The organism is Paenibacillus durus ATCC 35681 (assembly GCF_000993825.1).
Lineage (GTDB): Bacteria > Bacillota > Bacilli > Paenibacillales > Paenibacillaceae > Paenibacillus_AQ > Paenibacillus_AQ durus_B.
Window position 1 is genome coordinate 3574208 of sequence record NZ_CP011114.1, and the last position, 26244, is coordinate 3600451.

General features: G+C 50.3%; 25 protein-coding genes. 10 read left to right on the top strand and 15 right to left on the bottom strand.

The window, feature by feature from the left end:
- The gene (locus VK70_RS16505; RefSeq protein ID WP_025698588.1) at nucleotides 1–1098 is read right to left on the bottom strand and encodes a CgeB family protein; all 1098 of its coding nucleotides are present in this window, start codon (nucleotides 1096–1098) and stop codon (nucleotides 1–3) included.
- Between the two features lie 241 nt (nucleotides 1099–1339).
- Here VK70_RS16505 and VK70_RS16510 point away from each other — a divergent pair, with 241 nt between their 5' ends.
- On the top strand, nucleotides 1340–2071 hold the full coding sequence (locus tag VK70_RS16510) for an AAA family ATPase (protein ID WP_036642157.1): 732 nt from the start codon (nucleotides 1340–1342) through the stop codon (nucleotides 2069–2071).
- A 517-nt stretch (nucleotides 2072–2588) separates the two neighbouring features.
- Here VK70_RS16510 and VK70_RS16515 read toward each other — a convergent pair.
- On the bottom strand, nucleotides 2589–2960 hold the full coding sequence (locus VK70_RS16515) for a YybH family protein (protein WP_025698591.1): 372 nt from the start codon (nucleotides 2958–2960) through the stop codon (nucleotides 2589–2591).
- Between the two features lie 29 nt (nucleotides 2961–2989).
- A complete protein-coding gene (locus VK70_RS16520; RefSeq protein WP_025698593.1) occupies nucleotides 2990–3580 on the bottom strand; it encodes an HD domain-containing protein in 591 nt (196 codons plus the stop codon).
- Nucleotides 3581–3730: 150 nt separating this feature from the next.
- On the opposite strand from VK70_RS16520, the gene VK70_RS16525 reads away from it, so the two are divergent.
- Entirely contained in the window at nucleotides 3731–4324 is a 594-nt protein-coding gene (locus VK70_RS16525; RefSeq protein WP_025698594.1) for a TetR/AcrR family transcriptional regulator, read from the top strand.
- 65 nt (nucleotides 4325–4389) lie between these two features.
- Here the strand turns inward: VK70_RS16525 and VK70_RS29240 are convergent, their stop codons facing one another.
- From VK70_RS29240 to VK70_RS16535, 4 genes are all read right to left on the bottom strand, one after another.
- On the bottom strand, nucleotides 4390–4518 hold the full coding sequence (locus tag VK70_RS29240; protein WP_267885601.1) for a hypothetical protein: 129 nt from the start codon (nucleotides 4516–4518) through the stop codon (nucleotides 4390–4392).
- Nucleotides 4519–4648: 130 nt separating this feature from the next.
- On the bottom strand, nucleotides 4649–5980 hold the full coding sequence (locus tag VK70_RS16530) for a helix-turn-helix domain-containing protein (RefSeq protein ID WP_144415252.1): 1332 nt from the start codon (nucleotides 5978–5980) through the stop codon (nucleotides 4649–4651).
- Between the two features lie 140 nt (nucleotides 5981–6120).
- Complete coding sequence (locus tag VK70_RS29245; RefSeq protein WP_267885602.1) at nucleotides 6121–6249, bottom strand: hypothetical protein; 129 nt, start codon at nucleotides 6247–6249, stop codon at nucleotides 6121–6123.
- A 23-nt stretch (nucleotides 6250–6272) separates the two neighbouring features.
- Complete coding sequence (locus tag VK70_RS16535; protein WP_025698597.1) at nucleotides 6273–7661, bottom strand: helix-turn-helix domain-containing protein; 1389 nt, start codon at nucleotides 7659–7661, stop codon at nucleotides 6273–6275.
- Nucleotides 7662–7861: 200 nt separating this feature from the next.
- Between VK70_RS16535 and VK70_RS16540 the strand changes: the two genes are divergently transcribed.
- From VK70_RS16540 to VK70_RS16560, 5 genes are read left to right on the top strand one after another with little or no spacing between them, the layout of a single operon-like run.
- Entirely contained in the window at nucleotides 7862–8851 is a 990-nt protein-coding gene (locus VK70_RS16540; RefSeq protein WP_144415253.1) for a hypothetical protein, read from the top strand.
- Nucleotides 8852–8877: 26 nt separating this feature from the next.
- Complete coding sequence (locus tag VK70_RS16545; RefSeq protein ID WP_025698600.1) at nucleotides 8878–9870, top strand: hypothetical protein; 993 nt, start codon at nucleotides 8878–8880, stop codon at nucleotides 9868–9870.
- Entirely contained in the window at nucleotides 9867–10874 is a 1008-nt protein-coding gene (locus tag VK70_RS16550; protein WP_025698602.1) for a sugar phosphate nucleotidyltransferase, read from the top strand. The genes VK70_RS16545 and VK70_RS16550 overlap by 4 nt, the downstream gene beginning before the upstream one ends.
- Nucleotides 10871–11434, top strand: coding sequence for a dTDP-4-dehydrorhamnose 3,5-epimerase (rfbC, locus tag VK70_RS16555; protein WP_025698604.1), 564 nt, complete (start codon nucleotides 10871–10873; stop codon nucleotides 11432–11434). Before VK70_RS16550 ends, rfbC begins: the two co-directional genes overlap by 4 nt.
- Nucleotides 11431–12375, top strand: coding sequence for an NAD-dependent epimerase/dehydratase family protein (locus tag VK70_RS16560; protein ID WP_025698606.1), 945 nt, complete (start codon nucleotides 11431–11433; stop codon nucleotides 12373–12375). The genes rfbC and VK70_RS16560 overlap by 4 nt, the downstream gene beginning before the upstream one ends.
- 214 nt (nucleotides 12376–12589) lie before the next feature.
- On the opposite strand, the gene VK70_RS16565 is transcribed toward VK70_RS16560, so the two are convergent.
- From VK70_RS16565 to VK70_RS16590, 6 genes are all read right to left on the bottom strand, one after another.
- On the bottom strand, nucleotides 12590–13492 hold the full coding sequence (locus VK70_RS16565) for an IS3 family transposase (protein ID WP_233277695.1): 903 nt from the start codon (nucleotides 13490–13492) through the stop codon (nucleotides 12590–12592).
- Nucleotides 13493–13521: 29 nt separating this feature from the next.
- Nucleotides 13522–13842, bottom strand: a complete 321-nt coding sequence (locus tag VK70_RS16570) for a helix-turn-helix domain-containing protein (RefSeq protein ID WP_025700192.1) — start codon at nucleotides 13840–13842, stop codon at nucleotides 13522–13524.
- Nucleotides 13843–14270: 428 nt separating this feature from the next.
- Nucleotides 14271–15449 (bottom strand): IS110 family RNA-guided transposase, encoded by a 1179-nt coding sequence (locus tag VK70_RS16575; protein WP_025694011.1) that lies wholly within the window; start codon nucleotides 15447–15449, stop codon nucleotides 14271–14273.
- A 295-nt stretch (nucleotides 15450–15744) separates the two neighbouring features.
- Nucleotides 15745–16854 carry a CDP-glucose 4,6-dehydratase gene (rfbG, locus tag VK70_RS16580; protein ID WP_046723528.1) on the bottom strand — a complete coding sequence of 370 codons (1110 nt, stop codon included), beginning with the start codon at nucleotides 16852–16854 and terminating at the stop codon, nucleotides 15745–15747.
- Nucleotides 16821–17591 carry a glucose-1-phosphate cytidylyltransferase gene (rfbF, locus tag VK70_RS16585; protein WP_025696880.1) on the bottom strand — a complete coding sequence of 257 codons (771 nt, stop codon included), beginning with the start codon at nucleotides 17589–17591 and terminating at the stop codon, nucleotides 16821–16823. Before rfbF ends, rfbG begins: the two co-directional genes overlap by 34 nt.
- Before the next feature lie 33 nt (nucleotides 17592–17624).
- Complete coding sequence (locus VK70_RS16590; protein ID WP_025696878.1) at nucleotides 17625–18494, bottom strand: glycosyltransferase family 2 protein; 870 nt, start codon at nucleotides 18492–18494, stop codon at nucleotides 17625–17627.
- Nucleotides 18495–18694: 200 nt separating this feature from the next.
- Here VK70_RS16590 and VK70_RS16595 point away from each other — a divergent pair, with 200 nt between their 5' ends.
- Nucleotides 18695–19657, top strand: a complete 963-nt coding sequence (locus VK70_RS16595) for a glycosyltransferase (protein WP_046723530.1) — start codon at nucleotides 18695–18697, stop codon at nucleotides 19655–19657.
- A 12-nt stretch (nucleotides 19658–19669) separates the two neighbouring features.
- Nucleotides 19670–21472: a glycosyltransferase gene (locus VK70_RS16600; RefSeq protein WP_025696876.1), complete on the top strand. Its 1803-nt coding sequence runs from the start codon at nucleotides 19670–19672 to the stop codon at nucleotides 21470–21472.
- A 60-nt stretch (nucleotides 21473–21532) separates the two neighbouring features.
- Here the strand turns inward: VK70_RS16600 and wsfD are convergent, their stop codons facing one another.
- Together wsfD and VK70_RS16610 are read right to left on the bottom strand one after the other, a co-directional pair.
- Nucleotides 21533–22993 carry a glycan biosynthesis hexose transferase WsfD gene (wsfD, locus tag VK70_RS16605; protein ID WP_025696874.1) on the bottom strand — a complete coding sequence of 487 codons (1461 nt, stop codon included), beginning with the start codon at nucleotides 22991–22993 and terminating at the stop codon, nucleotides 21533–21535.
- Between the two features lie 23 nt (nucleotides 22994–23016).
- Entirely contained in the window at nucleotides 23017–24915 is a 1899-nt protein-coding gene (locus VK70_RS16610; RefSeq protein ID WP_025696872.1) for an LTA synthase family protein, read from the bottom strand.
- Nucleotides 24916–25045: 130 nt separating this feature from the next.
- Here VK70_RS16610 and VK70_RS16615 point away from each other — a divergent pair, with 130 nt between their 5' ends.
- Complete coding sequence (locus VK70_RS16615) at nucleotides 25046–26188, top strand: glycerate kinase family protein (protein WP_025696870.1); 1143 nt, start codon at nucleotides 25046–25048, stop codon at nucleotides 26186–26188.
- Nucleotides 26189–26244 lie beyond the last annotated feature (56 nt).

Consider the following 26244-nt stretch of genomic DNA (forward strand, 5'->3'; position numbering starts at 1 on the left):
TTAATGTCTCGCTCGCGCCTCGTCGATCACATCAAGCAGCTTTGGCAGCCGAGCCGCAAAGGTATGATTCCGAAGTGTTGTCCGCAGAGCTCTCAAGGCGAAAGTCCGCCGCTCTTTCTCATGTTTGAGATAATATTCAATTTTGGATTCCAGTTCCCTGGGCGAGCTGAAGGTCTCCAGGTCATATCCAGGCCGGTAATGTTCCGTCAGATCCTCGCGGACATCCGTAATCTGCATCGCGCCGCAAGCGCTGATCTCATAGGTGCGCGGATTGATGGACTTTGCGGGAATCCGGTATGAATTGCGGTTATCCTGTCCCGATTCCCAGGGGCGGTGAATATTGATCACAAGCTTCGCGCCGCTGTAATAATTCGCCGTCTCCTCCGGCGGAATAAAGCCTTTGTGGATGAGCGGAGACAGCATGTCGAATTTTTTCAGCCGCTCCCAGAACCCGCCGGCGATAAACGTCCGGTGACGGAGCAATATCGGGGTCAGGCGGTCAAACAGCTCAGTCCGGTTGAAAAAAGCATTGCCGATAAAAACGATGTCATAGCAATACGCCGGTCCGATGCGGCGGGGATTGAACATTCCCGGATTAACGCACAGCGGCAAATAATGCACCGAATCCGCTCCAAGGGACCGGTAAAAATCCAGACATCCAAGCTCATGCGTGAACACATGATCGTAATGCCGGCAAAGAACAGCCGTATCCTCCGTAAAATAAGGATCGTCGACAAACCAGATGGCGGTGGAAATGCCCCGCCTGCGGATTTCCGCGATCTGCTCCAGATGGTCATCCGGAAATACATGCAGCCCATTCATGACCAGCACCGCTTCCGGAGATTCCCGGGCGGCGGTCTCCAGCATGGCATGCGGCGGGCATACAATCAGTTCGGTAACGAGCCCGGCCAGCGCCTCTGATACCCCGGCATCGATCGCATCGAATCCCTGCGGGACATACATTAACCTTAAGGGACGCTGAGCACCTGCAGTACCCGGATTCAGCTGTCTCACAGCTTCGCACAGACCCAGATGGTAGCCCTGGCGGTAGCCGTCACGGTAGCCCTGTTTTCCCTCCTGCTTTATTTTCGCTTTCACAGCCTCACCCTGCCCTGTCGTAATCTGATGACAGTATAGTTATATGCTTCGGAGATATCCGCCTCATGGACACCTGTCCGTCATCGCAATAAATTGGCAGATGCCCTCTGGCAACCGTACAAGCTGCATATCTAGGCCTGGACTCTGACTTGGACTTTAGGAACTCCTGATGATAGAGTGGTAGAAACAGGAACTGGGCCTAAGCGCGGCTCGGAGCAGTCTTGCGGGGAGGAGCATGACAATGGAGAACGACAAGCTGTATTTACGCCATATGGAGCTATTGAGGAACAAGGTTCCCTCCTTCCGCTCCTATCCTTTTCAACTGCCGGTGATCCGTTCTTTGAAGCGGCTTGTGTTCAGGAATCCGGTTACTTTCCTGGTGGGAGAGAACGGCAGCGGCAAATCGACACTGCTGGAGGGAATCGCCGCCGCCTGGGGATTTAATCCCGAAGGGGGGACGCTGAATTTTTCGTTCGAGACCCGTCCCTCCCACTCTGTCCTATATGAATATCTCCGAATCGCCAGAGGGGTCAAACGGCCGAAAGACGGGTTCTTTTTGCGAGCGGAAAGCTTTTATAACGTGGCTTCTTATATCGATGAGCTGGGTATCCAACATTCTTACGGGGGCAAATCGCTGCATGAGCAGTCGCATGGCGAATCCTTCTTCGCCGCTTTCATGTACCGGTTCAGCGGACGCGGCCTGTACATCCTGGACGAGCCCGAAGCCGCGCTGTCGCCTCTGCGGCAAATGTCGCTGCTGGCCCGCATGCATCAGCTGGTGCGCAGCGACTCGCAGTTCGTCATCGCTACCCACTCGCCGATTCTGATGTCCTATCCGGGGGCGGATATTTGGCTGCTGGAAGGGGAAGGAATCCGGGAAGTTTCTTTAGAGGAAACGGAGCATTACGCGGTGACCAAGGCGTTCATGAATGACCGCGAGGGCATGCTGCGCGAGCTGCTGGAGGAGGAGTGAAGGTTTTTATCTGATGGTGCCCCATAAACTATGGAAAAGGCTGCTGGACGCCCTTTGTTTCTGTGGTGGAGTCAGGCAGGTGTACGGGGCCACTCTCAAAATGGAAGCAGGATAATGCAGAATACCTGAAATTGTGCATCTTTTGGTCGTGCAGGAACACGCGTTTTATACCATACCTACGAAAGTACAGGTTTTTTCCCGCTCACCTTCAAATTCACTCAGCACATCCTCAAATTCCTGTATAGAAGCAGGACTTCTCTGTGAATAAGCGTTTTGTGTTCAAAAAGATGCAGTTTAGCCGTTTTCAAAGACACTACACTAAATTTACAGCCAACCTGAAGGCTCGTTACTTGATTTTGGAGCGTCAAGCTGGCTTCTCCTAAGCCCGCAGTAATACATATCGATGTCGAGCCGCCCCAAATGTCTTTTTCGAACCATTGCCGATAACAGAACAACGGGAGCCAGCCAAGTCTTTATTTCTATAACCGAAAGACTTGCTGGCTCCATAACTTTTTTTCTAGAACATGATATCAATATCTATTTTCCAGGCCCCGTCTTCCAATCTCCACAAAACCACATAGCCGGAGGTGGGATGAATTTCTTCCTCGCCATTCTGAAGCGTTAAGTGAGCAATTCCGCTTTCACGTACTTGATCTTCCCCGCCGGCTTTAATTTCCTTGCTTTCCAAAGCCAGATCGGTCAGTCCACTATTGAGCATGGTAACCCAGAAGGAATGAATAGCCTCGCTGCCTTGAATATTGGCGGAACCGCTTGGGATCAGGATGGCTTGCTTCGTGTATAAATCTGTGATTCCTGTGGCGTTTTTTTGCTGAACAGCTTGTACAAACAATTGATTGTTAGATTCTATGACCTTACGAATCTCTTCCATATTGCTTCTCTCCCTGGCTTAATAGCCACTTATTCTTCAAATGGAGCATTGCTCAGTATATCCATAAAGCCGATTTCTTTGTTCACCCGGTCAGCGAGCATATTGGGTTTGCGTTTGGCCTCAGACATCCATACCTCTGCAAAAGCCTTCTTAAATCCAAGACGGGGATACGCTTCAAGAATTTGCTGTACACTGCTGGAAGGCAGGTCCTTAATGTGGAATGCCCCAACGTCAAACCCAGCGCCAAAGTGAACGAGAGCAATCTCCGGCTGTTTTTCTTGTGCGAGCAGAGAAGTATGCAGAACGATCGCTTCACGGACGATGTCTATCTTGTCTCTGGGATAGCCGTGATGCGTAAGAAACTCCTCCGCCGCATCCGCGCCATCCACCTCAAAGGAATGACCATGGTCACAGCGTTTGGTCAGGCCGATATCGTGCAAAATGGAAGCTAAATAGAATAGCTCCGGGTCCACCTTCATTCCTTCTCTTTGCGCTAGAAGTCCTCCAAAGCGGTACGTTCTTACAGAATGATTGAACAAAAATTGCGGGGACAACTCCAGAACAAGCTCCGTCGCTTTTGTGCACAAGGAACTGTCAGGAATACTGAGTTCGGCATTCATATTAATCGCTCCCTCCTATCTCTTGGACGATTTCATCTTATCAAAGACCGACCGGTCGGTCAATTAAAAAATATGAAGTCTGCTTTCTTGACATCGAATGGTTCAAATGGTAACTTGGGTGAATTGGTAATAGAGAGGGAGGGCTGCAGCATGCGAAAAGGAGCAGAGACTCGGGAGAATATTATCCGAAAAACGGCCGAATTGCTCAACGTTCAGGGTTATCATGGACTATCCATTTCTGATATTATGCGTGAAACCGGTCTTCAAAAAGGAAGCATATATAACCATTTTCAAAATAAAGACGAAGTGGTTCTGGAAGCATTGGACTACGCTGTAGACATTGTAAATACCCGTTTTCAGGAAGCGATAGCCGGACATACCCGCGCATATGATCAGCTTATTGCTGCGATCCGGGTGTATGAGCATGTCGTCGAAGCGCCGCCTTTTATCGGGGGGTGCCCTGTCATGAACATCGCTGCTGAAAGTGATGATACCCATGAGGCATTAACGGAAAGGGCGCAGAAGGGGTTAACCGCATTCGTTTCTTTTGTCTCCAACATATTGGAATACGGAATGGAAAGAGGCGAATTTAAGCCGGATATCGATAAGAGAAGGGTTGCCAATTTTATCGTTACGTCCATTGAAGGCGGAGTTATGATCAGTAAGCTCTTTCATTCCAATACGCCCATTCAGGAGAATAACAAACTGTTAATAGATTTTATCATGCAAAATATTTGCAAATGATTGGTTAGCGGCAAAGTCCGGGCCCTGACATTAAGCATTTTGGCAGATATAGCATATATCATGAGCTACCGAGCTTTATTCCATAAAATCATTTCTCCTTTTCTAGGGACAAAAGGCAAGGCAACCAGGTCAAATTGTTCAGCGTAGGTTCCCTCTTTATCATTTAATACAATGGCCAATTCGATAACTTTCAATTCCTCACCTCTCACATGTAGAATTATTCTTTAATTAATGCCTGCATTACTGTATGTCCATGTTTGAGTGAGAGTTACTCCTCCCGCATTCGGCCCCTTAAAACTAGTAGTATCCGTAAATGAAGCCCCCCTAAACCGGCTTCTGAACATGCATAAACTCTTTGATCAGATCGCCGAAATAAGTCTCGCTGTTAGTCGTGGAGGACAGTGCAAGCGCCTTCAGGCAGCTTTCCATACCTTCTTTCATTTTTCCCCGCCGGACACAATAGATGGAATACTGAATAGCAAAACGCAGCCGCCGCTCCATATTCACCACATCCGTGAATTGATCGAAGCCGGAAATCGAGTCGGCAAATTCATTTATAATCCAATCTATCGAAAAATGATATTTATTCGCGGATTGAACGATTGTAACCAGCCCGGACAAAATTTCATTCGGGTGACTCCGCAAAAAATCAACGTAGGCTTCCAGCGACTCCTGACGGCCCATCAGGATGTCTTGGGTGTAGGAATTCGCCGTGGCCCATTCGCGAAATTGCAGTACTTGCCTCACTTCTTCGTCATCCGCCGGCCCCAGCCAACTCAAGTCGGCATAACAGTCAATCGCTTCTTTGGCTTCTTCGTATCTGCCCATTTTTTGCAGCGCGGTCGCTTTGCAGAGATACCCCTGTCCAAAATAACGAATCAGCGGCTTTTGTAGCCGGATCGGCTCCACTCTGGACGGATTGGAAGATCTCTTACCCCGCTCCCGCTCCGCGTATACGGCTTGTGACTGCTCGATCAGTTCATCGGCTAAACTCTCAAGCTGTTCCCAATTATGTACGGAAAAGTATATCTTAATAAGTTCAATAAGAGCATCAAGTCGATGCTGCACAGGCAACCCACTCCGATAAGGTTCAAACCTTAGAGCTGCCCGCAAGTTGACTTGCGCATCTTGCCCAATATTTATTTGTAATAGTCGGTAGTAACTAATAGCCAGACGTTCGGAATTATTGTATTTCTCACATTCAATCACGCATTGATACAGTAAACCAGAAGCCTCCCTATGGCCTTGGTCAAACATCTGCTCCGCCGCGACAAAGATACCTCGGATATAAGATAAGTCATCTGCCAGCTTTTCCAGTACAATTTTGATACAGTCCAGTTTACCTATTGCCGCGCAACGCAGCAAAAAAGGCTTTACACGCCGCCAATGGGGAGCAGACTGCATCAAGCATTCTTCTGCATATAGAGAGTATAGCTCACCTTCCGGAAGCTCCATCCCCCATGAAATCATATCAAGTTCGCGCACAGAAATGCTGCGTGGAGGATTTCTGTTGATAACAGCGCTTAAGGTTCCACGATTGAGGCCACATTTTTCCGCAAAGCCCTGCAGAGTCAACCCATTCTCGCGAATATAAAATTCAATTTTACAGCGAATCATAGAACTTTCCATTAAAGCAAAGGCCCCCTCACTAAACATTCACCAGCAGCCTAAATATCGTTATGCAAAAATTGTAATATATTAGTAACTTATGGTCAATCCATTAATAATTCAACAGAGAATTTTATAGAAATCCATAAAAAAACAGGCCCTGTTAAGGCCTGTCCAAATTAATGGCTTTAGCCGCCATATCCGTGATCTAACGGCTGCACTGTGGAACCACCATGATAACCTGCGGCGGATGCCAGCACCGTAGTGCCAGATGCTAAGAGAAATACAACAACCAGGGAAACTGCAAATTTTTTCATTAATCCCAAACCTCCTCAAATGGCTATATTTGCATTGAATATTTTAGAGTTGTTCTTATTCGCATCTGTTCTATCACCGTTTTAAAAACCTCTTCATGAGGCGGCCCCGTATAAGCCCTATATGCCTCAAAAAGAGTTACGGCTTCTGCAAATACTGTCTGATTATTAGTCGTAACAGCTAAGTCCAGAGCCTTAAGACAACTCTCAATGCCTTCACTGAATTTGCCGCGTCGAAAATAGTAGATAGACATCTGAATGGCAAGGCGTAATCGCCGTTCCATACTGACAGAATCATTATAACTCTCAAATCCAGAAATTTCATCAAAAAATTTCCAGAGAATGTCGTCTATTGAAAAATCGTATTTATTTGCAGATTGAATGATTGTTGCCAATCCCGATAAAATCTCTTCAGGATTATTTCTCAAAAATTCAACATATTCCTTAAGCGTATCCTTTCTTCCTGCGAGGATGTCCAATGTATATAAATTCGCCTTGGCCCATGAAGCATACTTCTGTACTTCCTGCTCTTCTTCAGTGTTTGCGGGCTCCAGCCAGCTTAAATCAGCATATCGTGCAATCTCTATTCTGGCTTCTTCAAGATCCCCCATTTTTTGCAATGCGGTTGCTTTACAAAGATAGCCTTGGCCATAGTAATGAATCAGCGATCGCCGAAGCCGAACAGTATCCGCTCTTAATGAATTGGAGTTTGACTTTCTCCGCTTCCGTTCTCCAAACACAGCTTGGGATTGCTCGATCAACTCATCGGACACTTTCACAATATGATTCCAGTTATGTATAAAAAAATATATTTTTAATAGTTCTACTAGAGAATCCAGCAGTAACTCCAAAGGCAGCGATTTCCTATAAGGCTCAAACTGCAAAGCCGCCCGTAAATTGGCCTCCATATCCTTTCCAATGGCTATCTGAAACATCCGGTAATGGCTGATGGCCAGACGCTCGGAGTTGTTGTATTTTTCGCTTTCAATCACGCATCGGTACAATAATTTGGAAGCATCGCGGTATCCCTGTTCGTACATCTGCTCCGCGGTAGCGAAAATCTCCCCGATATGGGACAAGTTGTCCAGCAGCATTTCGAGCACTTTTCCAATACAATCCAGCTTCCCCGTCTCAGCGCAGCGCAGCAAAAAAGGCTTAAGCCGCCGCCAATGCGGAACAGCTTGAATGAAGCACTCCTCCGCATAAAGACTGTAGAGCTCCCCTTCGGGCAGACCCATGCCTTTGGTTATCAAATCAAGCTCGCGCACGGATATTTTGCGGGGCGGATTTCTGTTGATGATAGCGCTCAAGGTTCCCCGATTGACACCGGCCTGCTCCGCAAAGCTCTGCATGGTAAGTCCCTGCTCCCGAATATAAGTTTCCATTTCACATCGGATCGTAGCATTGCTGATCAATAGAGTCACCTCCAACAAGACATTTACTAAACATCCAAATATTAGTATATCACAATACTAATCTATTACTCGCCAGCGGTCAATTAATAATCCTTGAATTTATTAGGAGCCCATTCAGGGAGACAGGTGCCGTGCCGGTCTACGCATTCAACCGATATACTGCAGTATTCGGATTCCAGAATAAGGAGGATGATCCACCCGTGATTATCGGAACGGTAGTTAATGCGTCCGGATTAGCCCAGGCCAGGCTGATGGCTAACTCAGTCAAGCGGCAAATGCCTGACGCCAAAGTTTTAGTCTGCCTAGTAGAAGAGAGCCCAGTGGGACCACTGCCGGACATTGATTGGATTTTTACGGCCAGACAAATTTCCAGCTACATCGGATTTCATGATTTTGACAGATATATATTCAAGTTTAACTCCCTCCAGTGTGGTACGGCAATGAAAGGACAGCTGTTAACCTATCTTCTTGAAGCCTTTCCGGCTGAAGAGCATATTATTTATCTCGATCCGGAGATGTATGTGTTTAAGCCGTTTCACGAGATCGAACACATGCTTGGCTATTACGATGTTGTGTTAACCCCCCATCACCTTGAACCTTCGGACGCCTGGGATTGTTCCCGTGAAATCGGAACGCTGCAGGACGGCACCTTTCACAGCGGTCTTGTGGCCGTGAAGAACTCCTGGGAAGGACGCAATTTTGCAGATTGGTGGATGAAGATCATTGCAGGCGATTTTGACGGCCAGCCTGGCGGAATTTTTACCGATCAGCCTTATTTGAATTTCGCTCCGGCTTTTTTCAATGTGGGCGTATTGCGCCATCCGGGATATAATCTGGCATTCTGGAATCTGCATGAGAACGGGAGAAAGCTCTTTCGCACTGGCGATGAATACGGTCTAACCAACCACACCCCTCTTCGCTGCGCGAATTTCAGCAACTTTTTGGGACTGCTGGACAGCTGTATAGACACCTATTTTCCCCATGACGGGACTTATAGACAATTGTGGAACGAATATCAGCAAAACCTGGCTTGGCTGTCTCTTCAGCATCCCGCCCTGCCTTGGGTCTATGACTACTTTTACAGCGGGGAGAAGATTGCCGATGAGACCAAACTGCGCTATAGAGCGGCCAAAATAGACCACTTCGTCGAGGCAAATCCCTTCACGCTTTCAAACCACAGTGATTTCTAATCCACATTATGAAAAGGAGGCGCTCCATGATTATTTGTTCGGTGACCTGTGCCGATAACCTGCACGAAGCAAAAATGATGGCAAGAGCAGCCAAATACCACATGCCGTATGCCAGGGTTGTCATCTGCCTGATGGAACGGACCATTCATCCGGCGGCGTATAATGTGCCGTGGTTTGATGAGGTTATTCTTGCCAAGGATCTGGGAATTCCCCGGTTTGAAGGAAGTGTTTTTAAATACAGTCTGCTTGAGGGGGTAACCTCGATCAAACCGGCGTTTCTCCGCTTATTGTTTGACCGGCATCCGGAGGAGATGAATGTCGTATTCATGGATACCGATATCATCGCCTATGCTCCTTACGACGATCTGCTGGCCGCCCTGGAGCATCATGATATTCTGTTATCCCCTCACCGGATCGAACCTAACGGCGAGCCTCTTGGTTATTTGCACCACGGTATTTTTAATACCGGCTTTCTGGCGCTCCGGAGATCGGAGGAAACAATGCGCTTTCTCGAATGGTGGGGGCAGCGGCTGTACAGCTACTGCTATTATGACGCTCCCTTTTTTGTCGATCAGAAATGGGTGGACCTGGCTCCGGCTTTATTCAATGTAAAAGTATGGAAGCATCCGGGATATAATGTCGCCGCATGGAACCTGCATGAGCGCTACCGAAAGATTGTCCGTGAGGAGAATGGGCGGTATTGGCTGGAAAATAATATTCCTTTCGTATGCTATCACTATTCCGGATTGCACGGGATGCTGCAGTACTGCATGAACAAGTGGATTCCCGACCGCGAAAACCCGCTGTACCAGCTGCTTCAGCTCTATTTGGAGGAGATGGATACGATGGGGAAAGAGGAACTCTCCAAGGTCCCCTGGAGCTATGACTACTATCTGGATGGCAGTCCGGTAACCGCCGAAGAAAGGAAAGCCTACGGCAGCGATATTCAGGCTTTTGAGTCAGGCCGCGATCCCTTCCTGTCCAGATACGGCTCCCGCGAGGGAGACGGAGGAATATGAAGGGGTTGATCGTCTGCGCCGGAAAAGGCACCCGCCTAAGACCATTTACGCTCACCAGGCCGAAAACGCTGCTTCCTGTCGCCAATAAACCGATTCTGTTCTATGCGATTGAAAAGCTGGCCGCCGAAGGCATTCATGAGATCGGCATCGTGATCCATCCGTCCCAGGAAAAGATGATTCGCGGCGCCGCTGGCAGCGGGGAACGATTCGGAGTATCCCTGACTTACTTGTACCAGCAAGAGCCGCGGGGCATTGCGGATGCGGTGGCCGCAGCCGAGGATTACATCGGACAGAGTGATTTCATTCTGCTTCTCGGCGACAATCTGATCAAAGAACCCCTTAAGACGCTGATTGACCTGCTGAAGCACTCGGCGGCCTGCATCCTGCTGAATCATGTGGAGAATCCGCAGCAGTTCGGTGTTGCAGAAATCAATGAAACCCGCATTATCTCGCTGGAAGAGAAGCCGCGATTCCCTAAAAGCAATCTCGCGGTCGTCGGCAGCTATGCTTTTAAGGCCGGAATTTTTAATTATTTTCGAGCCTTGACGGTTTCTGAACGGGGAGAGCTGGAAATAACGGACGCCATCCAGCGGTTGATCGACAGCGGAGAAAGGGTTGCCTATGCGATAACCCGGGAGCGCTGCTCCGACGTGGGGACCTCAGAGCGGTGGCTTGCGGCCAACAGCTGGATGATGGATGAATTGTACGGAGGGAAGAGTGAAATTGCTGAGGAATCCACTCTGGTCAATTGTACGGTTCAAGCTCCGGTGGCCATCGGTCCCGGCTGCGCATTAAAGAACTGCACGATCGGTCCTTATGTTTCGGTCATGTCAGGAGCCCGTTTAGAGGAATGCCATCTTGCGCACAGCATTCTGCTGCGGAATGTCACAATCAGCGGCACCGGCGAAGAGGTCATTGCTGGCATTTTCGGCGATGAGGCGAGCATCACAGGCACCTCTGTCAAAGGGCCAATCGCCCTTAAGATCGGAGGAGATCAAGGATGAAGATTATTCCAAGAAGGCTGGAAGGCGTGTTTGAAATCCAATTGTCTCCGCTTTCCGATCACCGGGGGCAGTTCATGAGAACCTACGACGAGTCCATCTTCGCCTCTTACGGCATCCATCGGCACTGGATTCAAGAGAATCAATCGGTGTCGGTCCGCAAAGGGACGATCCGGGGACTGCACTTCCAATATTCTCCCAGCTCAGAGACCAAGCTCGTAAGAGTCGCTACCGGCGCCGTGCTTGACGTATTTGTAGATCTGCGGAAAGACTCCCCGACCTTCGGAGAATGGGACAGCATTGAGCTGTCCGAAGACAACCGGGCGATGATCTATATTCCCCGTGGCTTCGCCCACGGTTTCTGCACGCTGTGCGATCATTGCACCGTACAGTATAAAGTAGACCGGGCATTCTCCCCCGCAGAGGATGGCGGCATCCGCTGGAATGATCCGTTGGTCGCTGTGAAGTGGCCTACGGAAACTCCGATTCTCTCTGAAAAAGACAAGAACCAGCCTACGCTCGAGATGTTCATTTCGCAAAATAAAGGTCTTGATTCGGTATGAGATATATAGTTACCGGAGCCGGAGGATTTATCGGGAGCTCTTTGTGCGAGCAGCTTCGCCGGGAAGGCCATGAGGTGGTGCGGATCTTTCGAAGCCTTCCAGAGCATGCGGCCGATCCCGGGAGGAGAGCCTATGAGGATGTAGCGGCGGATGTACTCGCGGACGGCTTTCCCGGACTCCGCATCAGCGGGGATGCCGTCATTCATCTGGCAGCCGCTAACGACATCCTTTCCAGGAATGGCCGGGAAGGAATTAAGCTCTCCTTGATCGGGACCAAAAATGTGCTGGATTTTGCCGTAAACAACGAAATACGGCAGATGATATTTTTTTCGACCATACAGGTACTCGGATCGGAACTGCAAGGGATGATCACGGAAGAATCGGCGGTCCTTCCTGAGAACGATTATGCCGCCAATCATGCGGTGGCTGAACTGTATACGGAAATGTACGCCAGAAAAGGACTGCTGCGTGCGGTCAGCATCCGGCCGACGAATGTGTACGGCCACTTTACGTCTCCGACCATCAACCGCTGGAGCCTGGTCCCGGCCTGCCTGTGCAGGGAAGCTTTCTTTAACAAGACGATTACGATTCGTTCCTCGGGAAGGCAAAGAAGAAACTTTGTCAGCGTCGACAGTGTGGCCAAGGCGACAAGCGCCGTACTGGCGAACTTCCCGGCTTCCTACGATACGTTGAATACCGGTTCCCCACTTCATATGACTATTCTGGAAGCTGCGCAATGCGTAAAGGAAGTTCACGATGAAATGTATCCCGATCCGGTTCAGCTGCTCGTTCAAGGGGAGGAGCCGCGGCAGGAGAACCGGTTCGAAATATCCCTGCGGAAATTGGAGGACTGGTACGGATTCAAGGAACACCTGGGAGCCGAGGATTTCCGGAAGGAGATCCGTCTCATCTTCCTCAGCCTGGAGCGTTCAGCTCAATGAGCGTTAAAGGACGGGGCTATCCCTTACAAGTTAAGAAGCCAGCAAGCCTTTCGGTTGTTGAAAGACTTAGCTGGCTTCTGCTTTTTTAGATCAGGTCGACCTTCATTTTAGTTCAGCACCTTTGCAAAACAGCTAAAGCGGCTAGGCCCCTTTAATCCGGAGTCATGCCCTACAATTAACAAGCGTTCGTAAAATAACTCTTTATTTCAAGATATTACATGGCTTTATGAAATGTCGATGAGTCTTCCAGCGTTTTAACCCACTCTGAAAACTTCGCTGGAGGCATTAATTTCAAGCTGCCATGCATCTTGCGGTTGTTGTAGAAGTCCATATATTGATCGAGGGCCTCATAGGCTTCGTCGAAGGTCATGAACTCTCTTTTGCTGAACAGATCGCGTTCCATTAAGCTATGAAAGGATTCAATGTATGCATTCATATTCGGTGTCCGCGGCGGGATACGTTCGTGAATCATGTCCAGGCTTTCACAGGTATCTCCAAATAACTTGCTGACGAATTGCGGCCCGTTGTCCGTTCGAATCACGGGCATGACTTCTCCGGATTGGAGACGACTCTGTAGCGCCCGCCATAGGGTTTGGACTGCATGTTTGGCCTCACATACGGGTCCTCTGTACTGCCGAACAACCATACGATCAAACACATCAATGATGCTAAGTACAAAAAAGAAACGTTCCTGGCCGATGATGTAGCCGTACTTGATGTCCATTTGCCACAACTGATTGGACCCGGTGACGACCCGGTTCTTGGGAAGCCGGCGTGGATGTGAGGGGAGGCGCTTACGGGATTGCTGAAGAATCCCTAGCTCTTTACACAAGCGATATCCTTTCTTCTTGTTCAGCTTTACGCTGTACCGGTTACGAATACATTGCGCAAGAAGTTTGTAGCCATAGACATGCTCTTCGCCTTCGAGGAGCTCAAGCAGCCATTCCTTGATTTGTTCGTCGCTGACTTTTTCTCCCGTAACCGTGAAGGAGTAACCCGGCACCGGACGTCCCATCTGGCCTTCTGGTGGGCGTTTTGTTGCCGGACGGGCAGCTCGTTTTTTACGATCGTAGTACGTCGATTCGGATAATCCAAGGATGCGCAGAACCCATGCCACCGGTTCCCCCCGCTTAATAAATAGGTCTGCTACTTCGAATTTTTCGGATAAGCGGGGTCTTTCTTTTTTAGCAGTTCTCGCAGAATCTCAAGCTCCAGTTCTTTTTCCCCGAGCACCTTCATGGCCTTTTCGTAGCGCTGTTCCACATCCTGCAGTCGCTGAAGTTCTTGCAGATGCTCATCTGCAACCGGAATATCTTCGGGTGGAATGGAGTCACGATGATCCCTAATCCACCCGCGTATGGTTTCTGGATGGATGTCATACATGCGGGATAATACCCCCACCTTAACTCCAGCTAACGCTTCCTTAACAACTTTAAGCCGTTCTTCCTCTTTCAGCCTCTTTCCCATCCTCGTCATCTCCCCCTTAGCTCCAGTTTAAATTATTGGGTGGGAGGACTCCAGTTTAATTAGGGGGCCTAGGAGAAAGTGCATCTTTTTTCGGTCAAAAATGTTGATTTACAGGGAAACCTACGAATTTACAGGAATTTTCGGCTCAGCTGACTGAATTTGAGGCTGAACGGGAAAAAAAGTGTATCTTTGCAGGTACGTAATCGAACGAATGTTCTCACATGACCAAAAGATGTACAATTTCAGGTATTCTGCCCTATCCCGCTTCCATTCGAGCAGCCCCGAACACCTGCCTAAATCCCACCACAAAAAAACCAGCTAATACTTGTCAAGGATTTTGTATTGGTGATTTGCGTTCTTCTTGGTATACTATTTTTAAAGCATGACAAAGAACCTTCATTGGCGTGAAGGTTATGGATAATTATGGGTTATGGTTGGAAGGGCTGCTTTTTACGGAGGATGGCGTATACGTGATGGAGTAGCTTGTTGGCGCAGGCGATCACAACCACCTTGTAGGGCTTGCCCTCTTTTCTTTTTTTATCGTAATAGTCTCGGATTCTAGGATTGGTTCTTCCTCGAATCCCGCACTGTACGGCTAAATATAACGCTCGACGAAGTCTCTTGGAGCCACGTTTTGTAATTCGGGAGCTAGTCGCCGTAAATTTGCCGGAGCTGAATATTCCAGGGTCTAAACCTGCAAAAGCCACAAGTTGTTTTGCTTCTTTAAACTGCCGAGCATCACCGATCTCTGCGACAATTGCAGCTGCAAGCTTATCCCCGATTCCCGGTATACTCTTCACTAATTCGACCTCTGGAAGACACGTTGCCAGCTCATCCATCTGCTTTTCTAGTTCGCTCAGTTGGTCTGAAAAAGCAAGGACTAAGTTGACCATACCACGCAAAACGGAGGTTTGAGCACGACTCCTTGACTGTTCTTTCCAGTAAGATAATGCTTCTTTCATTTGCTCCATCTTGGCTTCCGTCCACTTCTGAGAATGTGAACTCCTTGTACATTTTTGGATGACTGCATGAAGATTCTCGATTTGACCTTCCAGACAACAGGCCAATACGTGTAAAGACGTCACGGAGAATAGATTGCGAAAGACCTTCTCGTATGTCGGAAACACCTGATCCAGCAAGGCCCTCATGTTTAACTTCGCTTGCACAAACATCCCCGTCACAAACTCATGTTGTCTGGTTACATGTTGGAGCTCCGTAAACCCCTCATCCCAAGTCCGATGCGGTGTAACATCTCCCCGGTAGTACATTTCGGCTAAGTGCCAGGCATCTGCAGCATCCGTCTTTACCTTGCGCAACTGTGTGCCTTTCGCTCGTTTTGCTTGTAACGGGTTGACAATGAAGTACGTCCATCCGCTGCGCTCTAGATAGGCGACAAGTCCACGGTGGTAATGGCCTGTCGCTTCAAGAATAACGACCGGGGGATGCATTGTCTTTGTCTGCAGCTCTGCTAGAATCTCCCCCAATTGCTCAAATCCGCCTTCCTCATGCGAGATGCTCATCGCTTTCCCGCAAGGCTCATTCCGTTTTAGAAATGCTTGTACCACACTGAATCCCTTTGCTACATCCACTCCCACTACGGGTTCCATAACAACCTCCTGATTATTATTTACCGGCAATCCTACGATGGTTCCAACCCCATAGCTTCGCTTGTGATGCGGGGTCCATTGCCCCTACCAGCTCAAACATGGTCATTGGAGGCAGTAGGAGAACAGTTTTTTTGACGGGGTATGCTCCCCAAGGACATCCACGTTCTCCCGGCTACCGCCATCTTAAAACAACTACAAAAATAGGCCAACTAGAAGTTTCTGGCTGACCTAATAATACGAAGGGCATCCCCGCAGCCATTTCCATGGCTTGTGGAACACCCCAATCTCGCCTGAATCAACCCCCTGCCTGCTCAAACACCCTAATCTGTGCGCGGCAGAGTTCCAGCATGTCATCCCCATTCAAATAAGCTTTGTACCAGGCGGCGGTCTGAGCCAGGGCGGTATCCAGATTCCATCTGGGCCGCCAGCCAAGCCTAGCCCTTGCCTTGGAGCAGTCGAGCTTCAGCGCGGCGGCTTCATGGAGCTTGCCATCAGGTACAACCTCATAGGCCGCTCCCTCTCCCCATAAACGGCAAAAACGGCTGACTACCGATTCAACGCTCTGCGCATCCTGCTCCTCTGGTCCGAAATTCCAGGCTTCCGCATACCGCACTCCTTCTTCGAACAGCCGCTGAGCCAGCAGCAGATAACCGCCAAGCGGCTCGAGTACATGCTGCCAGGGGCGTACCGAATGCGGACTTCGAATGACCAGGGGAGCCTGATTGCAAAAGGCCCGGAAGCTGTCCGGGATCAGCCGTTCACCGGCCCAATCTCCGCCCCCGATCACATTGCCCGCTCTTGCTGACGCGATGGCTACTCCATGCTCCTCATACCGGCTGGGGTTAAAAAAGGAATCCCGATACGAAGCGGTGACAAGCTCGGAACAGGCTTTGCTGTTAGAATAAGGATCAAAGCCGCCAAGCCTGTCATTTTCCCTGTACCCCCAGAACCATTCCTTGTTGCTGTAGCATTTGTCCGTCGTAACGTTAACGACCGCCTTAATCCTGCCTCCTTGGGAGTTGTTCTGGCGCACCGCTTCGAGCATATGCACGGTTCCCAGCACATTAACCGCATACGTATCCACCGGCCGTTGATACGATTCCCTGACGAGCGGCTGTGCGGCAAGATGAAGCACGATATCCGGATCGGCATCCTGCATTGCCTTCTGCAACCGGGCGGCATCCCGGATATCTCCTGTGATTGAAGTCAGAAGCTGACCGGCCTTGCTGCATTCATACAGGCTGGGATCAGTCGGAGGCGCATCGGAGTAGCCGGTGATTTCCGCTCCGTGCTGATGCAGCCAAATGGACAGCCATGAGCCTTTAAAGCCCGTATGGCCGGTAAGAAACACCTTTTTACCCTTCCAAAAGTTTATTTTTTCCACGGAGCATTCCCCGATTTCCATAACTGGTCCAAATAATTCTTATCCCGCAGCGTATCCATCGGATGCCAAAAGCCTTCGAATGGATAACCCATTAAGTGACCATCGCGGGCGAGATTTTCCAAGGGCTCCTGCTCAAATACCGTTCGGTCTCCCTCAATATACTGGAACACTTGCGGCTCGAGCACAAAAAAGCCCGCATTAATCCAAGAGTTGTCGCCTTTGGGCTTCTCGCGGAAAGCCTCTACCCGCTGCTGGTCATTAAGCTGCATCGCTCCGAATCGTCCTGGAGGCTGGGTTACGGTTACTGTGGCTAATTTGCCGTGGCTGCGGTGGAATTTGAGCAGGGCGTTAAGGTCGATCGAAGAGAGTCCGTCACCGTAAGTCATCATAAATGTCTCGTCGCCGACGAACTCGGCAATCCTTTTCAATCTCCCGCCGGTCAGCGTCTCGAGCCCCGTATCCACCAGAGTGACCTTCCACGGCTCCGCCTTGCGCTGATGAATCAGGACTTCGTTATGATTGGCATAATCGAAAGTGACATCGGAATTGTAAAGATAATAGTTGGAGAAATACTCTTTGATCATATTCCCTTTGTAGCCAAGACAGATCACAAAGTCGTTAAATCCATAATGGGAATACAGTTTCATGATATGCCATAAAATAGGCTTTTCGCCGATCTCGATCATCGGCTTCGGCCGCAGATGCGATTCTTCACTGATGCGCGTGCCGTAGCCGCCTGCAAGAATTACTGCTTTCATTCCGGACATCCCCTTTCAGGATTTACGTGAAAACTATCCTCTCAAGACACTGTTCAGCACATCCATCAGCGCGACCTGATCATATCTTCGGACAAGCAGATTCTGGAAAAATATTTTCCGGGTCCATTCCCTTTCGGACGGTCCGCGGCTCCTCATATGGCATAAATTCAGATGAAGCGCCCATTCTTCGGCTGTGGGATCAAGTCCCATCCCCTGTAATAAATCCAGACGAATCCGATCCGCTTGCCAGATCTGCTCCAGGCTTTTGGTTCTGCTGATCTGCTGATCATGATAGCGGTAATGCAAATAACATTGGTTCAAATTGGCTATACGAGTGATTGCTGAAAGCCTGGCCCAGAGATGATAGTCTTCCGCATGCTGATAGTTGGAGTCATAAGGCGAACTGTGAAGCTGGTCCAGAACCCGCCTTCTCATCACTACGGTAGGGTGTGCGAGACAGCAATTGATCAGCAGCGAACAAGCAATAATATCCGGATCGCAGGGAAGCGCGGTATTGAAACCTCCGAACTTATGAGAATCCATTATCCGGTACTGCGTACCGCAGACCCCGATATCCGGGTGCAGATCCATAAACTGAATCTGTGCCTTGAAGCGCTCCGGCAGACTGTAATCGTCTGCGTCCATTCTGGCAATGTATGCTCCTGAGGCAGCGTTCAAGCCGCAATTAAGGCTGGACACAATTCCGCAGTTCGTCCCGTTATGAATCAGTTTGATACGGGGATCGGAATATCGCTCAAGAATCTCCAAGCTGTTGTCGGTTGATCCGTCATTGATAACGATCAGCTCAAAATCGGTATAACTCTGCTGCAAAATACTCTCCACCGCGTGCTCCAGAAAGCGAGATGCGTTATAGACCGGCATCAGGACAGAAAGGTTCGCCATTCATATCCCCTCCTCTTACAATAGATTCCTGCGGAAGGACGATAGATATGGACAATTACACCGGGAAATCCGCATATTTTGACCGATCTTTTAGCAAAAGGATTATTCACGATATAGGCAGACTCCGTATGCAGCGGCGAAACGGAAGTCATATGATGTCATAGTCCATAAACAAAAGCTTAAGTACAGGAGGGTTATACATGAGGATTCTGCAAGTCGCGCCAAATCATGAAACAGTCCCTCCCTTCAGGGACGGAGGAACGGAACGCATAATCTATGAGCTTTCCCAGGGGCTAGCCCAGAGGGGACATGAAGTTATTCTCTATGCTCCATCCGGCAGCCATATTTGGGGAACCGTAATAAACTACCCGTTCTACGGAGATGATTCCATCGGATCTTATGTCATGGAAAATCTTCCCGAAGGCATCGACATTATTCATGACCATACCTTTGATTCTACGCTCAGCCGTATTGGAGTAAATGTTCCGTTAGTGCATACCATTCATCTGCCTGTCTACAATCCCGTCCATTTTCCGATCTATGTAAGCCGAAGCGCCAGAATATCGATAGGCGGCGGATACGGATTCGATGTGCACAACGGTATTATTCCTGAAGAATATGAGTTCAGCTATGAAAAAGAAGATTATCTGCTCTTTATGGGCAGAGTGGTCCGGGAAAAAGGAATTCTCGAAGCGATGGAACTTGCGGAAATGACCGGACAGCGGCTCGTTATAGCCGGGCCGCTTCATGATGAAGAACTGTTTTATCAGGAGATTTCTCCCCGGTTGAACCGCAATCCCCTGCTCCAATTTGTTGGCCCGGTCGGCGGAAGAGTCCGCCAGGATTTGTTAAAGCATGCCAAATGCCTGCTTTTTCCTATCCAGTGGGAGGAACCGTTCGGGCTTGTACTGATTGAGGCGATGGCCTGCGGGACCCCTGTACTCGCTCTCTCGAAGGGTGCCGTTCCGGAAATACTGGAGTCCTTCCCCGAGATGATGTGCGAGTCATTCGAACAGATGGCAGGAAAGCTTTATTATTACGAAGCCCCCTACTCCCCTGACCAATTAAGATACTATGTCGCAGAACGGTTCTCGGTATCCAAAATGGTCGACGGCTATCTCTCTCTGTATCAACTGGCCATCTCAGAGTATTGGGGAAAGTAGGAGGGATTGTACATGTATAACGGAAGTACATTACATTTTGATGGCAACGAATGGATTAAGTTTCAGAGGACCTGTGAAATCAGCAATACCTTTACTTATGAATTTTGGGTAAAAGCAGAAGAGGAACAGATTCTGGACGAAGAACGGAATACAGGGGCGGACGGTATAAACGGAAGAAAATATTTAGTAGGGCCGGATTTCTACCCGGCAGGAGCCGCGGGTTGCGGAATCTCCGTGGGCACGAACGGCATCTCGGTGTTTGAACATTCAGTAAATCATCTTCCCGCCAGGCTCGTCTTCGCACATGATTTCTCGGATTGGCAGCATGTGGCCGTTGTCTCCGACGACAAAAAGCTGCGGCTGTATATTAACGGAGCCTGGGTAAAGGGAGAGAGCATGGCCAGCAATGCCGAACGGGTCATCCCCTCTCTCGGCCTTGGAGGACATATGTACGGCACTTTTAAGGGCCAGGTCCGGGAGTTCCGCTTATGGTCCTCAGCCCGAAGCGAGGAAGAGATCCAAGATCACATGTTCTCTAGTCTGGATGGCGATGAGGCCGGTCTTTATTTTTACCGCGATCCAAGCAGAAGCCTTGCAGTAATTAGGGGGATCAAAAGAAGCTTTACGGCGAGCGTGATAATGCCTTCCTATAACCGCTGCCCTTCGAACTATTTCTCCCTGCTGAGCTTGGAGCGGCAGCAGTTTCCGCTTCAGCAGATGGAGGTTATTTTTCTGGATGACGGCTCTACGGATCATACGCCTGTCATTTACTACTCGATATACCCGGAATATACATTTATTTATGTGCAGCAGCTTAAGAGCAGAGGAAGATCCAAGATCCGGAACATCGGCGCAAGCATTGCCGTAGGGCATGCCTTGCTGTTCGTGGATGCCGAGATGATATGCGGGCCGGATTATGTCATGACCCATGTAGGCCACCATCAAAGCGGTGAACGAAAGATTGTATCCGGGGCCATGCGATGGAGACAAATATATACAATGACGGGTCCCGGCTATTCTCCCGGGCAAAAGGCGGCTATGAACGCATTATATGCCGGCCATCCGATCGCCGCGCCTATCATTGAGCGATTTATACAGGGGGATCAGACCCCGGTGCAGCTGCTCCCCTTTGAATTGATGTTCGATCCCGGGCACCTTAACCGGTGGAGCAGCAAGAACGATTTCTTCGAGATCGTACTGCAGACCTATGGCAGCAGATTTAAACTGTTTCACTACGCTTGGCTGAATCTGATCACGAATAACGCCTCGATGACCAAACGCTTTTTTGATGAACTCGGCGGCTTCGAGGAACATTTCGAGGGATTCGGCTGGGAGGACTGGGAGCTCGGATACCGCGCGGCCCGGAAAGGAGCGATATTCATCCATGATGACGCAGTGATTAATTACCACCAGGAGCATCCGGTTTCCCCCAGCAATGCTGTCCATTCCCGGTTCAACTATTTAAGATTTTATGAAAAGAACCCTCAAGCGATAGAGATCAAATTATTCGTTCTTACCATGGTGCCTGACTATGTGACTCTGCCCGTCCTTAACGATTATTTAACGGATTATAATAACCTCGAGACGATATACATGAACCGGTTCGGATCCTTGCGTCACTACTTGCACCGGACCTTGGATCTGCTGGTCGACACTTTACGGCATAATGATTCAGTCACACTGCCCCTTACCCGTTCGGCATCCTGGCAGGAAGAAGAGGCGACGGTCTATGAAGATGTTGCCTCGGTCAAAGAGATTGGCGCATTTCCTAAGCTGCTGGAGATGTTCGAGCGAGTCTCCAAATACTATGATTGAAATAATGCCGCAAAAAAGCCGTGACCTTCTTATGCGTCACGGCTTATAAGTTAAAACGCGTCAGTAAGACCTGCCGCGCCCCAGAACCCATCCTGTCAATTTGTAAATGACCCAGATGAACATCGTTACGGCCATCATATCGAAGCAGACATTGAACAGAAACAGATGCTTGCTAATATCTGCGCGCCCGTCGCCGAGGATCGGAACCAGAAAGGCGAATATACCGATGAGTCCGAGCAGCAGCATCAGCTCGCAAGCCACGCGGTGCCGCCGGTCCGCGCTGCGCAGGTATTCGTACAGCGCCCCGGCATAATAAACGGCGTAGAATATGGCTAGAAAGGCGAGATGATGCGGCAGGACGTTATTTTTAAATTGGCTCCATGCGCTGTATGTATAGGCAAGGGCGCCTGGCGGCTTGTTCTCCGCCTTCTCGAAATTCCCGAGGTACGAAGGGCGAATCGCCATGCTGTGCGCTGCGGCGTAACGCATGTTATCCAGCAGACGGCTGGGATGCTTCAGATAGAACAGCAGCACATCCTTGTGGGAAATCCGGCTGTAGAAGTCGGGAACGAGCGACGGATCATCCTGCTTGATCGCCGTGCCGCTCTCGAAATAGTTCGTGCCCGCCAGCACCTCAAGCCGCTCAGGCAGCCCGAGCTCCCTGAGATCCCCTTTCACATCCGGCGAACCGTTCAGAATACCGTAAAATACCGTCTGGTACAGATTGATATGCTTCAAATCCTTGGGCGCGGCGGCGTACATAATGACGGAAATAAGAAAGATGGCAGCCGAGAAACGGATCGCTGCTTTGCGGAAGCCCGCAGTCCCTTGAAGCGACGCGAACCGCAGCAAGATCAGGGCGAAGGCGACGCCGATCGGCGCGTTCTGGATTTTGGAGCAGGTCAGGAAGAAGACGGCAATAAAGAAGAGCCAAAGGTCCTTGACCGCCGGATTCTCCTTGAAAGCAAGCCTCAGCCCCAGCGCGAAGGTCAGCAGCATGAATACGAGCGAGACCGGCTCGCCGAAGAGCGAATTGAAATACGCGAGATAGCCGATATCGTAAAAAACGAACAGCAGCGCTCCCGCCAGCAGCAGCCCCGTAATATAAGAACCGCGGGCGTTATGCTTGACCAGCAGCCAGGTAGCCGCCAGCAGTAATAACCCGTACACCGCAGCCAGCAGCCGGATGTCAAACCAGCTTCCGTGCAGCAATCCGCCCAGCAGCCTTGGCACCAGCACAATAAAAATCTGCGACGAGGGATAGAACCCCCGGAACAGATTCTCATACGCGAACCGGGAATGGCTGTAGCTGAAAAAGCGGTCTGCGTACGTCTCGGAAGCATTGTAATAATTCAGGCCGATCGTGTTCATCATTCGCAAAAAGTCGCCATTGTCGGCCACGCCAATGAATGGCCCGAGGAACAGCAGACCGAGCAGCAGGCCAAGGCCCGCCGCTACCCCCAGAACATGCGGTTTTAACCATCTTTTCATTGTCTTTTTCTCTCCCAGCTTCTTCTTCATCGTTCAGCCTCTTTGCCGGGCTTCTAACGTCTCGGCAGCAGCTTCACATATTCGTCGGACAGGCTCATCCATTGCGAAATATACTTGTAGTCCGGTTCATATTTGGCAAAATCGGCGACCTTCTGCAGCGTCTTCAGCGAGACGGCCTCGCCGTCCTGAAAGCTTTTTCCGGGAACGAACAGAATGTCGTCATTGAAAAAAGAGCCCGTGGGGAGATAGTATCTCATGCCCAGCACATTATGCTGTATATTCAGCAGATCGTGGCCGAATGGCGTAACCCCTTCATTTTTTAGCGATATCCCGAGCAGATTAGCCAGGGTCGGCATGATATCCAGCTGTCCCCCCGTCCGTTCGATCCTTTTCCCCTGCTCCGAGCGGGGCATGTGAATGATAAGCGGAATATTGAACCGGCTGATCCGGGAATCGTATTTGATCCCAAGCGCGCCTTCCACCTGTTCCGGCGGAACCTCCTGCGGCTGAAGGCCGAAATGGTCGCCGTAAAACACCAGCATCGTACTGTCCCACAGCCCGTTTTGCTTCAATCCGTCAATCAGCGTGCCGATGGCATAATCGGTATAGTTAATCGCGGTCAGATAATCGCCGAGCATGGTGCCTTGGAGATGATCCGGTACGCTAATTTTTTTGAACGAATCCGGAATTTGAAAAGGGTGGTGGCTGGAGGCCGTCACGAACTGGGCGTAAAAAGGCGTCCCTCTGCTCTTCAGCTCGGCCAGCTTCTGCACTCCCGTAAGGTACAGCTGCTCATCCGAAGCGCCGAAGGCATTGAAATGATCGTTCTTATAATACGGCTTGTCGTAATAGCCATTAAAGCCAATCGCCGCATACAGCTCCTTCCGGTTCCAGAAGCCGACCTTGTTGACATGGAACGTATAGGCTTCGTAGCCCTTCTTCTCCAGCGCGCGCGGCAGGCTCGGCAGCGTCCGGTCTCCGAACCCCGTGGACATTGCCACCGAGCCGATCGGGTAGATCGACGTATTGCTCATAAATTCCGCATCCGAGGTGTTGCCCGGACCAATCTGCTGGAAGACATGGGGAAAATAGAACCCTTCGTCAGCCAGCTTGTTCAAGTTCGGCGTAAGCTCCTGCCCGTTCAGCGACTGATGCAGCGGGAAGTTCTGGAACGCCTCCATCTGCACGACAATGACGTTCTTGCCTTGCATGGAACCGAAAAAATTCGCGGACGGCGTGCCGGAAGGCGCTCCCCCATAGTTATAGGTGGATTCCAGCGCTTCAACCTTGGCGATCGTATTTTTGATATCGCCGCTGCCGACCAGGTCGTTGTTCCGGCGCTCCCGAAGCGCGGCGACGATCTCGTAATTCAGGAAGCCTGCACTCTCCGCCTGCAATAGCTCGTTCGTGATTCCTGACGAGGCATGAATCGAATAGGCGGACAACGACCCGCCTCCGATAATGGAGACCAGAATAACGGCCGGATACACGCCCCGGAGCCTTGGACGGGCATCGGACGAACGCGTATCCCTTGTGCCTGTCTCCCTTGTGCGGAACAAGCGGTAAATCACATAGACGGCAATGTCCGCAATGAACAAGTAATCGACCGGCTGAATCGTCGACTCCACGCTGTCTCTGATCTGGAACACCTGGTTCAGCTCATAGAGAGCCTGGTAAGTCGGGACCGAGCCAAAATGTTTGAAATATACGCTTGAAGCGAACAGCAGCAGCGACAGTATGCCATTAAAAATCCAAAATACGGCGGTCTTCGCCTTCGCTGGCACCGCAGCAGCCAGTATTCCCATCAGCAGCAGCACCGGCGCGGCATCGGCCAGTACCCATTCCCAGGCGATCCGGCCATAGAACAGCATCCGCAGCACCAGCAGCTTCAGCACGAGCAGCGTGGACACGGTGTAGAACCCGGCGGCGGCCCCTTTATTTTGTACGTTCATGCTTACCCCTCTTATTTGTAAAATTCATGTAATACCCATTATAGTCAAAATAGAGCAAACCTCAAAGGCGATCGTGCAGCGGTTATATATTTGCGGATTTCCGCTTTAATATGAACTATGGGGTGAGAAGATGAGAGAGAAGACATTTGTGCTGGCGCCGGATTCCTTTAAAGAGAGTATGACGGCAAAAGAAGTCTGCATTGCGATGGAAAAAGGGCTGCGGAAGGTCTACCCGGCGGCTAATTATATTCATGTTCCGATGGCGGATGGCGGCGAAGGAACGGTGCAGTCGCTGGTCGACGCCTCGGGCGGACAAATCCGTTACAAGGAAGTAACGGGACCGCTCGGGCAGCCGGTCACAGCCAAGTACGGTATTCTGGGCGACGGGACGACTGCGGCAATCGAGATGGCGTCCGCTAGCGGAATCCATCTGGTGACCCCGGAAACGAGAAACCCTTTAATTACAACAACCTATGGAACGGGCGAGCTGATTCGCGAATGTCTGGATCAAGGAATCCGGAAAATGATCATCGGCATTGGGGGAAGCGCGACGAATGACGGCGGCACAGGCATGGCCGAAGCGCTCGGAGCCAAATTTCTGGATGAGGAAGGGAAGGCTCTGCCCCGGGGAGGAGGAAATCTGAACCGTCTGGACCGTATTGACATTTCCTCGCTGGATGAACGGCTTCGCCATGTTGAGCTTATTGTAGCGTGCGACGTTACGAATCCGCTGTGCGGGGAGCATGGCGCCTCTTATGTGTTCGGTCCGCAAAAAGGAGCCACGCCCGAAATGGTGCGCAGGCTGGATGCCAACCTCGCCCATTATGCAGAGGTCGTGAGACGGCAGCTTCAGAAAGATGTGCGGGATATTCCGGGAGCCGGAGCGGCCGGCGGTTTGGGCGCGGGTCTGCTGATCTTTACGCGGGCGGAGCTCCGGAAAGGCATCGGGATTGTCATTGAATATACCGGCTTAAGACAAAAGCTGGCTGATGCGGATTGGGTGTTTACCGGGGAAGGCGGCATAGATTTTCAGACCAAGTTCGGCAAAACCCCTGTCGGGGTAGCCCGGGTTGCCAAAGAAAGCGGCAAAAAAGTGATTGCCGTCGCCGGGTATATCGGTGAGGGAATCGGTACCCTATATGCGGAAGGCATTGATGCGGTATTCGGCATTGTTCCGGGGGCATCGGGCCTTGAGAAGCTGCTGGTGGAGGGACCGCGCAATGTCGAGCGAACCTGCGAGAATATCGCCAGGGTACTTAGATTAAGTGAATAAAGGGTTGGTGAGGGTGTCCTGCATGAATGCCTGCTGCATCCCGATGTGGTGGAGGT

Coding starts and splice junctions, on each gene's coding strand:
- VK70_RS16510 (WP_036642157.1), top strand. CDS start 1,340: ATGGAGAACGACAAGCTGTATTTACGCCATATGGAGCTATTGAGGAAC.
- VK70_RS16515 (WP_025698591.1), bottom strand. CDS start 2,960: ATGGAAGAGATTCGTAAGGTCATAGAATCTAACAATCAATTGTTTGTA.
- VK70_RS16520 (WP_025698593.1), bottom strand. CDS start 3,580: ATGAATGCCGAACTCAGTATTCCTGACAGTTCCTTGTGCACAAAAGCG.
- VK70_RS16525 (WP_025698594.1), top strand. CDS start 3,731: ATGCGAAAAGGAGCAGAGACTCGGGAGAATATTATCCGAAAAACGGCC.
- VK70_RS16530 (WP_144415252.1), bottom strand. CDS start 5,980: ATGTTTAGTGAGGGGGCCTTTGCTTTAATGGAAAGTTCTATGATTCGC.
- VK70_RS29245 (WP_267885602.1), bottom strand. CDS start 6,249: ATGAAAAAATTTGCAGTTTCCCTGGTTGTTGTATTTCTCTTAGCATCT.
- VK70_RS16545 (WP_025698600.1), top strand. CDS start 8,878: ATGATTATTTGTTCGGTGACCTGTGCCGATAACCTGCACGAAGCAAAA.
- VK70_RS16550 (WP_025698602.1), top strand. CDS start 9,867: ATGAAGGGGTTGATCGTCTGCGCCGGAAAAGGCACCCGCCTAAGACCA.
- rfbC (WP_025698604.1), top strand. CDS start 10,871: ATGAAGATTATTCCAAGAAGGCTGGAAGGCGTGTTTGAAATCCAATTG.
- VK70_RS16560 (WP_025698606.1), top strand. CDS start 11,431: ATGAGATATATAGTTACCGGAGCCGGAGGATTTATCGGGAGCTCTTTG.
- VK70_RS16570 (WP_025700192.1), bottom strand. CDS start 13,842: ATGGGAAAGAGGCTGAAAGAGGAAGAACGGCTTAAAGTTGTTAAGGAA.
- VK70_RS16575 (WP_025694011.1), bottom strand. CDS start 15,449: ATGGAACCCGTAGTGGGAGTGGATGTAGCAAAGGGATTCAGTGTGGTA.
- rfbG (WP_046723528.1), bottom strand. CDS start 16,854: ATGGAAATCGGGGAATGCTCCGTGGAAAAAATAAACTTTTGGAAGGGT.
- rfbF (WP_025696880.1), bottom strand. CDS start 17,591: ATGAAAGCAGTAATTCTTGCAGGCGGCTACGGCACGCGCATCAGTGAA.
- VK70_RS16590 (WP_025696878.1), bottom strand. CDS start 18,494: ATGGCGAACCTTTCTGTCCTGATGCCGGTCTATAACGCATCTCGCTTT.
- VK70_RS16595 (WP_046723530.1), top strand. CDS start 18,695: ATGAGGATTCTGCAAGTCGCGCCAAATCATGAAACAGTCCCTCCCTTC.
- VK70_RS16600 (WP_025696876.1), top strand. CDS start 19,670: ATGTATAACGGAAGTACATTACATTTTGATGGCAACGAATGGATTAAG.
- wsfD (WP_025696874.1), bottom strand. CDS start 22,993: ATGAAGAAGAAGCTGGGAGAGAAAAAGACAATGAAAAGATGGTTAAAA.
- VK70_RS16610 (WP_025696872.1), bottom strand. CDS start 24,915: ATGAACGTACAAAATAAAGGGGCCGCCGCCGGGTTCTACACCGTGTCC.
- VK70_RS16615 (WP_025696870.1), top strand. CDS start 25,046: ATGAGAGAGAAGACATTTGTGCTGGCGCCGGATTCCTTTAAAGAGAGT.